Genomic DNA, 12,757 nt, shown 5'->3' with positions numbered 1-12,757 from the left:
TGCGCTGCGTCGATCGGGCAGCGCGCAAGCATGGCAGGTGCCTTGTGGGCAGGGTACCGGAACGGCGGTCATGCCCGCGGTCCGCCGCAGCTGCGCGCGATGGCGCAGTGCGCAAATTTCGGCGCGGTCCGAGCTGTGACACAATGCGCGGATCTTCGAGTACGGTCGATCAGTCCGAACCGGGCGCATTTTATGCACGATTTCAGCCGCTTACGAGCGGAGGTGCGTGCCAATTTGCAACAGTTTTGCGGCTGGCCTGCTATCCGCTGATTTTGAATGAAAAGGCGTTGAACATGCGAATTAATTTGCCGAAACATGGCGTTGCGGCACCGCTGCTCCTTGGGGCGCTGGTGGCCGCGCTGGCGCTGTGGTTCCGCCACGGCCTGCTGGAGGCGGGCGTGCTGCCGCGCGACTGTACCGTGGTCGATGCGCCGTTCGCCGCCTGCGCGTTCAAGGACGCGCTGGTGCAGACCTTCCTGCACCAGCGCCTCGGCTGGGTGAGCCTGGGTGCGGGCGTGCTGGCCTTCGCCTTCTCCTGTCGTCGGCTGGCCTGGGCGGGCTGGCTGAGCGGTGTCGCGGGCCTGGTCCTGTACAGCTACGATCCGGCCGCCGTGGGCGGGCTGCTAGCGCTGCTCGTCCTGGTTGGCGCGGACGAGCAGCAGCGGCAGGGCGAGCGTGAGTCCGACCAGCAGCCAGGCAATCGCCTGCGGGTTGGCGGGCTCGGTTGACCAGCGCGCGATGACGCCGATGGCGATGACGGCGGCGCAGGTGCGTTCGCGCCGGCTGCCGCGCCTGCGCCACCAGCCGGTCACCCCCAGCACCACCGCAGGCACCAGATAGAGCAGGGTCGGAAAGTCGCGGTAGCGCGGATCGACCCACAGCAGCAGGGCCGCCACGGCGGCGGCGAAGAGCAGCGCCGTGCGCAGCATGCCGAGCAGACGCTCGGGCTGCCAACGGATGCTGTCGGCCTGCCCGGTGGCGGGGACGGCCTGTCCATGCCAGCGTGCCAGCGTGAGCGGCAGCAGGGCGGCGAGGGCGCCGACGCCGCCGAGCACGATCCATTCGAGCGCATTGCGATAGGCCAGGTGGGCGTGCTCCCAGTGCAGCACGGCGACCAGGCCGCCCAGCGCCCCGGTGGCGGTGAGCGCACTCACCCGCAGGCAGCGGGTGCGGCGACCGGTCATGGCGAGCAGCAGCGCGAGCACACCGCCGACGAGGGCGCCGCCGACCGGGCCGTAAAGGCTGTCGCGTTCGGCGACCGGGCCGGCGAGCGGGAACTTCGGCGCCAGGGTCGCGGCGTCCAGCATCCCCCAGTAGCCGCCGACCGTGCCCTCGAGCTTGCGCTTCCAGGGCTGGTCGATGGCCTCGATCAGGTTGTAGTCCCAGCCCTCTGCATGGGCGCGATGGACGAACTCGCGCACGTAGCGGGCCTGATTCACCCGCGACGGCTTCGACTCCTCGCGCTGGCGGCCGGCGCTCGGCCAGCCGGTCTCACCGATCAGGATGTTCTTGCCGGCGAAGTGCTCGCCGACGTGGCGGCGGGTTTCGGCCACGTGTTCGAGCGCGAGCTCGATGTCCACGGGCTCGTCTTCCCAGAAGGGCAGGATATGGACGGTTACGAAATCGACTTCGGCGGCGAGGCTGTCGTGGCGGGTCCAGAACTCCCACACGTCGGCGTAGGTGACCGGCACCCGGGCATTCGCCTTCGCGTGGCGGATGAGCTCGCGCATCTCGTCCTCGGTGCGCTCGCGGCGCAGCAGGACTTCGTTGCCGACGATCAGCGCGCGCACCACGTCGGGGTTGGCATTGGCGAGCGCGATCGCGTGCTCGAGTTCGCGCGCGTTGCGCGGCTTCTCGTAGCCGATCCAGGCGCCGAGCAGGACCTTCATGCCGAGCGGACGGGCGAGCTCGGGGACCTGGTCCAGCCCCTGGTCGACCGAGTACAGGCGCACGCATTCGGTGATCTTCGCCAGCGCGGCGAGGTCGGCGGCGATCTGTTCGCGCTCGATCCGGGTGTCGATGTCGAGTGGCGTCTGGCCGGGGCGGTGATAGGGCGCGTAGGACACGCATTTCAGCTTCTCGCCGTCGGCAAGATGCAGGTCGTGCATCTCGACCGGACGCGTGCGCGACCACAGGATCGCGGACAGCAGCAGGAGCACGCCCAGGCTGGCGAGCAGCAGCGTGAGCCACAGGGCCTTGCGGTCGGTGCGCGGGGGGATCATCACCTTGGTCTGTTCCGTCGGAGGAGGGGGTAGGGAGTGCGTATCGTGCAGCGCGCACGAGTCCGGCCGCGAGGCCCGGAATGACGAGCGTCGAGACCTGCGTCGGCGAGGCGAAAAAAAGCCACGCCCGAAGGCGTGGCTTCTTGTCGGGGCGGCCGGATTCTACCAGCGCGCAGGCCCCGCGGCAGGCTTACTCGGCGTAGTCGCTCATCGGCACGCAGGCGCAGAACAGGTTGCGATCGCCATACACGTCGTCGATGCGATTGACGCTCGGCCAGAACTTGTTCTCCGCCACCCACGACAGCGGGAACACCGCCTGCTCGCGCGAGTAGGGGCGGTCCCAGTCGCCGAGGAAGTCGGCCTGGGTGTGCGGCGCGTGCTTGAGCGGATTGTCCTCGGCAGGCCAGGTGCCGGCCTCGACCTGGCGGATCTCGTCGCGGATCGCGATCATCGCGGCCACGAAGCGCTCTAGCTCGCCGAGGTCTTCCGACTCGGTCGGCTCGACCATGATCGTGCCCGGTACCGGGAAGGACATGGTCGGCGCGTGGAAGCCGTAGTCCATCAGGCGCTTGGCGATGTCGACCTCGGAGATCCCGGTCGCCGCCTTGATGGGGCGGATGTCGAGGATGCACTCGTGCGCGACGCGGCCCTGGCTGCCGGTGTACAGCACCGGGTAGTGGTCCTTGAGGCGCGCGGCCAGGTAGTTCGCGTTGAGGATCGCGACCTCGGTCGCCTGCTTCAACCCTTCGCCGCCCATCATCGTGATGTACATCCACGAGATCGGCAGTATGCTGGCCGAGCCGAACGGGGCCGCGGAGACCGCGCCCTGGCCGAGGTTCGGCCGGTCGGCGGCGCCGGTGGGCTGCACCACGTGGTCGGCCATGAAGGGCGCCAGATGCGCCGCCAGACCGATCGGCCCCATGCCCGGACCGCCGCCGCCGTGCGGGATGCAGAAGGTCTTGTGCAGGTTCATGTGCGACACGTCGGCGCCGATCGTCGCCGGCGAGGTCAGGCCGACCTGGGCGTTGAGGTTGGCGCCGTCCATATACACCTGGCCTCCGTGCAGATGGACGATATCGCAGATCTCGCGGATCGATTCCTCGAACACGCCGTGGGTCGACGGGTAGGTGATCATCAGCGCCGCGAGCTCGGCCGAATGCTTCTCCGCCTTGGCCTTGAGGTCGCCGACGTCCACGTTGCCGTTGTCGTCGCACTCGACCACCACCACCTGCATGCCGCACATCTGCGCGGTCGCCGGGTTGGTGCCGTGGGCGGACTTCGGGATCAGGCACACCTTGCGCTGCGATTCGCCGCGGCTGGCGTGGTAGCGCGCGATCGCCACCAGGCCGGTGTACTCGCCCTGGGCGCCCGAGTTGGGCTGCATGCAGATCGCCGGGAAGCCGGTGACTGCGCGCAGGTAGTCGGCCAGGCCCTCGATCATCTCGAGGTAGCCCGCGGCCTGCTCGCGCGGGGCGAACGGGTGCATGTTGGCGAACTCCGGCCAGGTGATCGGGATCATCTCGCTGGTCGCGTTGAGCTTCATCGTGCACGAGCCGAGCGAGATCATCGAATGATCGAGCGCGAGGTCGCGGTTCTGCAGCTTCTTGAGGTAGCGCAGCATCTCGTGCTCGGTGTGGTGGGTGTTGAACACCGGATGGCCGAGCACGGCGTCGCTGCGCAGCAGTTCCGCGGGCAGGGCGCCACCGGCGGCCGCGACGCGGGCGTCGAGCGCGCCGATGTCGGTGCTTGCGCCAAAGCAGGCCAGTACCGCGGCCACGTCCTCGCGGGTGGTGGTTTCATCCACCGAGAGGCCGAGCACGGTGCCCGACACGCTGCGCAGGTTGAAGCCGGCTTCCTCGGCGGCACGCAGGATGGCGGGCGCGCGTGCGCCAACCTCGACCTCGATGGTGTCGAAGAAGGGGCGGTCGTGCAGGCCGAAACCGGCCTCGCGCAGGCCGGCGGCGAGCACCGCGGCGAGGCGGTGAATGCGCGCGGCGATCGTGCGCAGGCCCTGCGGACCGTGGTAGACGGCGTAGAAGCCCGACATGTTGGCGAGCAGCACCTGCGAGGTGCAGATGTTGGAGTTCGCCTTCTCGCGGCGGATGTGCTGCTCGCGGGTCTGCAGCGTCATGCGCAGGGCGGTCTTGCCGCGCGCGTCCTTGGACACGCCGATGATGCGGCCCGGCATCGAGCGCACGTAGCCCTCGCGGGTGGCAAAGAAGGCGGCGTGCGGACCGCCGAAGCCCATCGGCACGCCGAAGCGCTGCGCCGAGCCGAGGGCGATGTCGGCGCCCATCGAGCCGGGGCTCTTGAGCAGCACGAGCGCCATGAGGTCGCTGGCGACCGCGATCACGGCGCCTTTCGCCTTGAGTTCGGCGATCGGGGCGGTGAGGTCGAGTACCTCGCCGCGCGCGTTCGGGTACTGCAGCAGTGCGCCGAAGCAGTCGTGGCTGCCGGCCTCGGCGGCCTTGCCGTAGACGAGCTCGTAGCCGAAGTAGTGAGCGCGCGTGCGCACCACGTCGATGGTTTGCGGGAAGCAGGCCTCGTCGATGAAGAACACGTTCGACTTCGACTTCGAGACCCGGCGGGCCATCGTCATCGCCTCTGCGGCGGCGGTGGCTTCATCGAGCAGCGAGGCGTTGGCGAGCTCTAGGCCGGTCAGGTCGATCACCATCTGCTGGTAGTTCAGCAGTGCTTCGAGGCGGCCCTGGGAGATCTCGGCCTGGTAGGGCGTGTAGGCGGTGTACCAGCCCGGGTTCTCGAGCACGTTGCGCAGGATTACCGCCGGAGTGTGGGTACCGTAGTAGCCCTGGCCGATCATCGACTTCTTGACCACGTTGCGGCCGGCGATGGCCTTGAGGCGGGCAAGCGCCTCGTGCTCGGGCGTGGCGCAGTCGAGCAGCAGCGGCGACTCGAGGCGGATGCCGGCGGGGACGGTCTGCGCGATCAGGCCATCGACATCGACGACGCCGACGGCGGCACACATGCGCGCCACCTCTTCGGCGTTGGGGCCGAGGTGGCGATGAATGAACGCATCGCGCTGCTCGAGGCTGGCGAGCGGGGAGGAAAGCAGGTTGTCGCTCATTGGTCAGGCCTGGGCGATTTCCGCTTCATAGGCCGCGGCGTCCATCAGCGCGGCGACGTCGGCGGCGTTGGCCGGCTTGAGCTTGAACAGCCAGGTGGCGTAGGCGTCGGCGTTGACGCCTTCGGGGGCGTCGATCGCGTCCTGGTTGTTGGCGACCACTTCACCGGTGACCGGTGCGTAGATGTCGGAGGCGGCCTTGACCGACTCGATCACCGCGCAGGCTTCGCCGGCGTTGAGGCTGCGGCCGGCTTCGGGCAGCTCGAGGAAGACGATGTCGCCGAGGGCTTCCTGGGCGTGGTCGGTGACGCCGATGGTCAGCGTGCCGTCGTCCTCGACGCGGATCCATTCGTGGGACTTGGTGTACTTGAGGGTGCTGGGGACCTTGCTCATGGTGTTCTCCGCTCTGGAAAGTGGGTATCGGGTGGGAGTATCCGGGCGCGCCTGCGTCGAGGCGCGCCCGGATGACCGCCGGCCCTGTCCAGGCCGGCGACGGGATGGGGTCAGACGAGGGCCTTGCCGTTGCGCACGAAGGGCAGCTTCACCGTACGCGCCTTCAGGCGCTTGCCGCGGATGTCCACCTCGACGGCTTCTCCCGGCTGGGTGGCGACCGGAACGCGGGCGAAGGCGATCGATTTCTCCAGGCTGGGCGAAAAGCTGCCGCTGGTGGTTTCGCCTTCACCGGCGGCGGTGAATACCTTCATGTGCGAGCGCAGCACGCCCTTGTCCTCGAGGATCAGGCCGAGCAGGCGCTGGGTGACCGGATTGGCCTGCAGCGCTGCTCGGCCGACGAAGTCGCGCGCCTCGTCCTTCATGTCCACCGTCCACGCCAGGCCGGCGTTGAGCGGCGAAACGTCGTCGTCCATGTCCTGCCCGTAGAGGTTCATGCCGGCTTCCAGGCGCAGCGTGTCGCGCGCACCCAGGCCGCAGGGCTTCACGCCGGCGGCCGCGAGCGCGTTCCACATTGCTTCCGCGCGGGTGACGGGTACGGCGATCTCCAGGCCGTCCTCGCCGGTGTAGCCGGTTCGGGCGATCAGCAGGTCGCCGACCCGGGCACCGCTGAAGGGAGAGGGGATGCCGTTTGCGGTGGAGAGTTCGGGCAGCGCGGCGGTCGCACGCTCGATCGCGCGCGGCCCCTGTACCGCGATCATCGCCAGGTCGCGGCGCGGCTGCAGCGTGACGTTCGCTCCGGTGGCGGCGATGCGCTCGCGCATCCAGGCGAGGTCCTTGTCGGCCGTGCCGGCGTTCACGACGATGCGGTAGTCGGCATCGCTGAAACGATAGACGATCAGGTCGTCAATCACACCGCCGCGCTCGTTCAGCATGCACGAATAGAGCGCCTTGCCGCTCTCCTTGAGCTTGGCGACGTCATTGGCGAGCAGCCCGCGCAGCCAGGCGGTGGCGTCGGGGCCCGCGAGGTCGAGCGCGAGCATGTGCGAGACGTCGAACATGCCGGCGTCGCGGCGCACCGCGTGGTGCTCCTCGATCTGCGAGCCGTAGTTGACCGGCATGTCCCAGCCGGCGAAGTCGACCATGCGCGCACCAGCGGCGACATGGGCGGCGTGGAGAGGGGTCTGCTTGGCAGCGATCGTCATCGCGGAGGCGCTCCGTTGAAGTAAACGAAAAAGGGCGAACGCGGCGCATCGCCGGGCTCGCCCCATCTGTCCCTTGTACCTGAGAGATTTCCTGTCATCGCTCCATATACATATATATGGCGAGTCGCTGACCGTGTGCCCCTTCGGTGGATACGCAAACGCTGTGCGTTCGTATCGCTCTCCAGACTTGTGCTGCACACGCGGTCCTTTTGCCTGAGCGGTTCCGGGGGTTGCGCCTTCGGCGACTCCTGGGTGGAGTTCTCTCCCGCGTGTCGCGCGGACGATAACACCGCAGCGACGCTCGTCGCAACCGCCATCTTGCGTGTCATCCCATACGTGAATCGGGGGTACTTTGTTGGTGTGGGCCGGCAGTTGCTGAGGGGGGGTGAGGGGTGGCTTCTCCGCGCAGTGACGAGTCACGATTCGTGAGGCGACCGTCGCAGTGCATGGCTTCATAAGAATCTTTATGTCTTTTCGTTGTTGACGCGTTTTTTTTGATGTCTATAATGCGCAGCTCTTCGGCGCTGCGGCGGTTTCTACGGAAGCGGAGTGGTGCGGAAGGCGAGGGGTGGAGTGGGTGCTTTGGGGTCTTTTGTTTCGGTGTTGAGCCGGGGCGGTTGGAAAAAAGATTCTCGAGGTGCTTGACAGCGAAATCGAAGTTGATCATAATTTCGCCTCTCTGCTGCAGCGAATGCGGCGCTCTTTAAAAAGTTGAACAACCGATAAGTGTGGGTGCTTGGTGGTTGTGGTCGGATCGTTTCGGCGATTTGGTTTCACAATGATTAGGTGCTCATGCTGATGTAAGTCAGTTATTTGAGTACTTTGCTGGATTGAACTTAAGAGTTTGATCCTGGCTCAGATTGAACGCTGGCGGCATGCTTTACACATGCAAGTCGAACGGCAGCGGGGGCTTCGGCCTGCCGGCGAGTGGCGAACGGGTGAGTAATGCATCGGAACGTGCCCATGTCGTGGGGGATAACGTATCGAAAGGTACGCTAATACCGCATACGCCCTGAGGGGGAAAGCGGGGGATTCTTTGGAACCTCGCGCGATTGGAGCGGCCGATGTCGGATTAGCTAGTAGGTGAGGTAAAGGCTCACCTAGGCGACGATCCGTAGCGGGTCTGAGAGGATGATCCGCCACACTGGGACTGAGACACGGCCCAGACTCCTACGGGAGGCAGCAGTGGGGAATTTTGGACAATGGGCGCAAGCCTGATCCAGCCATGCCGCGTGAGTGAAGAAGGCCTTCGGGTTGTAAAGCTCTTTCGGCCGGGAAGAAATCGCGCGCTCTAACATAGCGCGTGGATGACGGTACCGGACTAAGAAGCACCGGCTAACTACGTGCCAGCAGCCGCGGTAATACGTAGGGTGCGAGCGTTAATCGGAATTACTGGGCGTAAAGCGTGCGCAGGCGGTTTTGTAAGACAGATGTGAAATCCCCGGGCTTAACCTGGGAACTGCGTTTGTGACTGCAAGGCTAGAGTACGGCAGAGGGGGGTGGAATTCCTGGTGTAGCAGTGAAATGCGTAGAGATCAGGAGGAACACCGATGGCGAAGGCAGCCCCCTGGGCCTGTACTGACGCTCATGCACGAAAGCGTGGGGAGCAAACAGGATTAGATACCCTGGTAGTCCACGCCCTAAACGATGTCGACTAGTCGTTCGGAGCAGCAATGCACTGAGTGACGCAGCTAACGCGTGAAGTCGACCGCCTGGGGAGTACGGCCGCAAGGTTAAAACTCAAAGGAATTGACGGGGACCCGCACAAGCGGTGGATGATGTGGATTAATTCGATGCAACGCGAAAAACCTTACCTACCCTTGACATGTCTGGAACCTTGCTGAGAGGCGAGGGTGCCTTCGGGAGCCAGAACACAGGTGCTGCATGGCTGTCGTCAGCTCGTGTCGTGAGATGTTGGGTTAAGTCCCGCAACGAGCGCAACCCTTGTCACTAGTTGCCATCATTTAGTTGGGCACTCTAGTGAGACTGCCGGTGACAAACCGGAGGAAGGTGGGGATGACGTCAAGTCCTCATGGCCCTTATGGGTAGGGCTTCACACGTCATACAATGGTCGGTACAGAGGGTTGCCAAGCCGCGAGGTGGAGCCAATCCCTTAAAGCCGATCGTAGTCCGGATCGTAGTCTGCAACTCGACTACGTGAAGTCGGAATCGCTAGTAATCGCAGATCAGCATGCTGCGGTGAATACGTTCCCGGGTCTTGTACACACCGCCCGTCACACCATGGGAGTGGGTTTCACCAGAAGTAGGTAGCTTAACCTTCGGGAGGGCGCTTACCACGGTGAGATTCATGACTGGGGTGAAGTCGTAACAAGGTAGCCGTATCGGAAGGTGCGGCTGGATCACCTCCTTTCAAGAGAACAGGCCACTGTTCCATCAAGTATCCACAACTTATCGGTTGTTCAGGCGAAGAGCCTCGGATGAGAGGGTCTGTAGCTCAGCTGGTTAGAGCACCGTCTTGATAAGGCGGGGGTCGTTGGTTCGAACCCAACCAGACCCACCAATCAATTGGTTGCTCGAAGCAGTGGGGGGCTGTAGCTCAGCTGGGAGAGCGGCGGCTTTGCAAGCCGTAGGTCGTCGGTTCGATCCCGACCAGCTCCACCAGTCGTGTCCAAGGCTCGAGACGAGAAGTAAGAGATGACGCGCACCGGTGTCGGTGTCGGTATCTCTTACTTCTTGAACGGCAGCGTAGCTGCCGGTCATTGAGGTTCGCTCTTTAACAAAGTGGAAGAAGTGCAGTACGTACCGAGCCGGTGCGTACTGCAAGTTGTGTGATTGCATTGGTCACATCACCGTTGTCAGCAGTGGTGTGGCCGCACAAACGAGTTCGTTCCTGTACGCGGGCCTTCGGGATGGCAACATCGAAGAGGGTCCAAGGTTATAGGATCAAGCGACTAAGTGCATGTGGTGGATGCCTTGGCGATCACAGGCGATGAAGGACGTGTAAGCCTGCGAAAAGCGTGGGGGAGCTGGCAATAGAGCTTTGATCCCACGATGTCCGAATGGGGAAACCCACCCCGCAAGGGGTATCCCAGACTGAATACATAGGTCTGAGGAGGCGAACCGAGCGAACTGAAACATCTAAGTAGCTCGAGGAACAGAAATCAACCGAGATTCCGCAAGTAGTGGCGAGCGAACGCGGAGCAGCCTGCACGACTAAACCATCAGCTTAGCAAAACGGTCTGGAAAGTCCGACGATACAGGGTGATAGTCCCGTATGCGAAAAGCCGGTGGCGGGTCTGAGCGTGCGACAAGTAGGGCGGGACACGAGAAATCCTGTCTGAAGATGGGGGGACCATCCTCCAAGGCTAAATACTCGTGATCGACCGATAGTGAACCAGTACCGTGAGGGAAAGGCGAAAAGAACCCCGGGAGGGGAGTGAAATAGATCCTGAAACCGCATGCATACAAACAGTGGGAGCCTCGTAAGGGGTGACTGCGTACCTTTTGTATAATGGGTCAGCGACTTACGTTCTGTAGCGAGCTTAACCGAGTAGGGGAGGCGTAGCGAAAGCGAGTCTGATAAGGGCGACTGAGTTGCAGGGCGTAGACCCGAAACCGGATGATCTATCCATGGCCAGGATGAAGGTGCCGTAACAGGTACTGGAGGTCCGAACCCACTAACGTTGAAAAGTTAGGGGATGAGCTGTGGATAGGGGTGAAAGGCTAAACAAATCCGGAAATAGCTGGTTCTCCCCGAAAACTATTTAGGTAGTGCGTCGTACGGACACTTGCGGGGGTAGAGCACTGTAATCGTTGGGGGGGTCATTGCGATCTACCCCGCGATAGCAAACTCCGAATACCGCAAAGTGATATACGGCAGACAGACATCGGGTGCTAACGTCCGGTGTCAAGAGGGAAACAACCCAGACCGCCAGCTAAGGTCCCAAATGCATGGCTAAGTGGCAAACGAGGTGGGAAGGCACAGACAGCTAGGAGGTTGGCTTAGAAGCAGCCATCCTTTAAAGAAAGCGTAATAGCTCACTAGTCGAGTCGTCCTGCGCGGAAGATGTAACGGGGCTCAAGCCATGAACCGAAGCTGCGGATGTGTCTTTGACACGTGGTAGGGGAGCGTTCCGTAAGCCTGCGAAGGTGTCTCGTAAGGGATGCTGGAGGTATCGGAAGTGCGAATGCTGACATGAGTAGCGATAAAGGGTGTGAAAAGCACCCTCGCCGTAAGCCCAAGGTTTCCTGCGCAACGTTCATCGGCGCAGGGTGAGTCGGCCCCTAAGGCGAGGCAGAAATGCGTAGTCGATGGGAAACAGGTCAATATTCCTGTACCGCTCTATGATGCGATGGGGGGACGGAGAAGGTTAGCTCGGCCATCTGTTGGAATAGGTGGTTTAAGCGTGTAGTCGTGCCGCGTAGGCAAATCCGCGTGGCTTAGATGAGGCGTGATGACGAGGATCCTCGGATCCGAAGTGAGTGATACCCAGCTTCCAGGAAAAGCCTCTAAGCTTCAGTCATAGAGTGACCGTACCGCAAACCGACACAGGTGGGCTGGTAGAGAATACCAAGGCGCTTGAGAGAACTCAGGAGAAGGAACTCGGCAAATTGATACCGTAACTTCGGGAGAAGGTATGCCCCTCGTACGTGAAAGCCCTCGCGGCTGGAGCGGAAAGGGGTCGCAGAGAATCGGTGGCTGCGACTGTTTATTAAAAACACAGCACTCTGCAAACACGAAAGTGGACGTATAGGGTGTGACGCCTGCCCGGTGCCGGAAGGTTAAGTGATGGGGTGCAAGCTCTTGATCGAAGCCCCGGTAAACGGCGGCCGTAACTATAACGGTCCTAAGGTAGCGAAATTCCTTGTCGGGTAAGTTCCGACCTGCACGAATGGCGTAACGATGGCCACACTGTCTCCTCCTGAGACTCAGCGAAGTTGAAATGTTTGTGAAGATGCAATCTCCCCGCGGCTAGACGGAAAGACCCCATGAACCTTTACTGTAGCTTTGCATTGGACTTTGACGGGACTTGTGTAGGATAGGTGGGAGGCTATGAAGCCAGGACGCTAGTTCTGGTGGAGCCGTCCTTGAAATACCACCCTGGTGTCGTCGAGGTTCTAACCCAGGCCTGTGAATCCAGGTCGGGGACCGTGCATGGTGGGCAGTTTGACTGGGGCGGTCTCCTCCCAAAAGGTAACGGAGGAGTACGAAGGTCACCTAGGTACGGTCGGACATCGTACTGATAGTGCAATGGCAAAAGGTGGCTTGACTGCGAGACCCACACGTCGAGCAGGTGCGAAAGCAGGTCATAGTGATCCGGTGGTTCTGTATGGAAGGGCCATCGCTCAACGGATAAAAGGTACTCTGGGGATAACAGGCTGATTCCGCCCAAGAGTTCACATCGACGGCGGAGTTTGGCACCTCGATGTCGGCTCATCACATCCTGGGGCTGTAGCCGGTCCCAAGGGTATGGCTGTTCGCCATTTAAAGTGGTACGTGAGCTGGGTTTAAAACGTCGTGAGACAGTTTGGTCCCTATCTGCCGTGGGCGCTGGAAGTTTGAGAGGGCCTGCTCCTAGTACGAGAGGACCGGAGTGGACGCACCCCTGGTGTACCGGTTGTGACGCCAGTCGCATCGCCGGGTAGCTATGTGCGGAAGAGATAACCGCTGAAAGCATCTAAGCGGGAAACTCGCCTCAAGATGAGACTTCCCCGGGGCCTCGAGCCCCCTGAAGGGTCGTTGAAGACCACAACGTTGATAGGCCGGGTGTGTAAGCGTGGCAACACGTTCAGCTAACCGGTACTAATTGCCCGTGTGGCTTGATCCTATAACCTTCAAAACAAAACGAACTCGACTCTCTGGTTCAACAAAACCAGACAATCACACAACACTTCTT

The 12,757-nt window shown here is 62.5% G+C and carries 5 protein-coding genes, 2 tRNA genes, 2 rRNA genes and 1 riboswitch; of the genes, 5 read left to right on the top strand and 4 right to left on the bottom strand.

Going from position 1 to position 12,757, the window contains the following annotated elements; genetic code table 11:
- Positions 1-293: 293 nt before the first annotated feature.
- Entirely contained in the window at positions 294-728 is a 435-nt protein-coding gene (locus CKCBHOJB_RS13595) for a hypothetical protein (RefSeq protein ID WP_281049197.1), read from the top strand.
- Here CKCBHOJB_RS13595 and CKCBHOJB_RS13590 read toward each other — a convergent pair.
- From CKCBHOJB_RS13590 to gcvT, 4 genes are all read right to left on the bottom strand, one after another.
- The gene (locus CKCBHOJB_RS13590) at positions 624-2,222 is read right to left on the bottom strand and encodes a beta-1,6-glucan synthase (RefSeq protein WP_281051693.1); all 1,599 of its coding nucleotides are present in this window, start codon (positions 2,220-2,222) and stop codon (positions 624-626) included. The two genes, CKCBHOJB_RS13595 and CKCBHOJB_RS13590, sit on opposite strands and share 105 nt — an antisense overlap.
- Before the next feature lie 190 nt (positions 2,223-2,412).
- Positions 2,413-5,307 (bottom strand): aminomethyl-transferring glycine dehydrogenase, encoded by a 2,895-nt coding sequence (gcvP, locus tag CKCBHOJB_RS13585; RefSeq protein WP_281049196.1) that lies wholly within the window; start codon positions 5,305-5,307, stop codon positions 2,413-2,415.
- 3 nt (positions 5,308-5,310) lie between these two features.
- Positions 5,311-5,697: a glycine cleavage system protein GcvH gene (gcvH, locus tag CKCBHOJB_RS13580; protein ID WP_281049195.1), complete on the bottom strand. Its 387-nt coding sequence runs from the start codon at positions 5,695-5,697 to the stop codon at positions 5,311-5,313.
- 110 nt (positions 5,698-5,807) lie between these two features.
- Positions 5,808-6,899: a glycine cleavage system aminomethyltransferase GcvT gene (gene gcvT, locus CKCBHOJB_RS13575; protein WP_281049194.1), complete on the bottom strand. Its 1,092-nt coding sequence runs from the start codon at positions 6,897-6,899 to the stop codon at positions 5,808-5,810.
- Between the two features lie 191 nt (positions 6,900-7,090).
- A riboswitch (glycine riboswitch) is annotated at positions 7,091-7,177 on the bottom strand.
- A gap of 554 nt (positions 7,178-7,731) precedes the next feature.
- Here gcvT and CKCBHOJB_RS13570 point away from each other — a divergent pair.
- From CKCBHOJB_RS13570 to CKCBHOJB_RS13555, 4 genes are all read left to right on the top strand, one after another.
- A 16S ribosomal RNA gene (locus CKCBHOJB_RS13570) occupies positions 7,732-9,270 on the top strand.
- 73 nt (positions 9,271-9,343) lie between these two features.
- Positions 9,344-9,420: transfer RNA gene (locus CKCBHOJB_RS13565), tRNA-Ile, on the top strand.
- A gap of 25 nt (positions 9,421-9,445) precedes the next feature.
- Positions 9,446-9,521, top strand: a tRNA-Ala gene (locus CKCBHOJB_RS13560).
- Between the two features lie 280 nt (positions 9,522-9,801).
- Positions 9,802-12,688 (top strand): 23S ribosomal RNA (locus tag CKCBHOJB_RS13555).
- Together the 16S and 23S rRNA genes with 2 tRNA genes alongside form the textbook arrangement of a ribosomal RNA operon.
- Positions 12,689-12,757: the final 69 nt, after the last annotated feature.

It is taken from the genome of Thauera sp. GDN1 (assembly GCF_029223545.1).
Lineage (GTDB): Bacteria > Pseudomonadota > Gammaproteobacteria > Burkholderiales > Rhodocyclaceae > Thauera.
The sequence above is the reverse complement of the archived record's forward strand: the minus strand, read 5'-3'. Positions and strand labels throughout refer to the sequence as shown.

Excerpts from the sequence above, each read along its gene's own strand:
- CKCBHOJB_RS13595 (WP_281049197.1), top strand. The coding sequence starts at position 294 with ATGCGAATTAATTTGCCGAAACATGGCGTTGCGGCACCGCTGCTCCTT.
- CKCBHOJB_RS13590 (WP_281051693.1), bottom strand. The coding sequence starts at position 2,222 with ATGATCCCCCCGCGCACCGACCGCAAGGCCCTGTGGCTCACGCTGCTG.
- gcvP (WP_281049196.1), bottom strand. The coding sequence starts at position 5,307 with ATGAGCGACAACCTGCTTTCCTCCCCGCTCGCCAGCCTCGAGCAGCGC.
- gcvH (WP_281049195.1), bottom strand. The coding sequence starts at position 5,697 with ATGAGCAAGGTCCCCAGCACCCTCAAGTACACCAAGTCCCACGAATGG.
- gcvT (WP_281049194.1), bottom strand. The coding sequence starts at position 6,899 with ATGACGATCGCTGCCAAGCAGACCCCTCTCCACGCCGCCCATGTCGCC.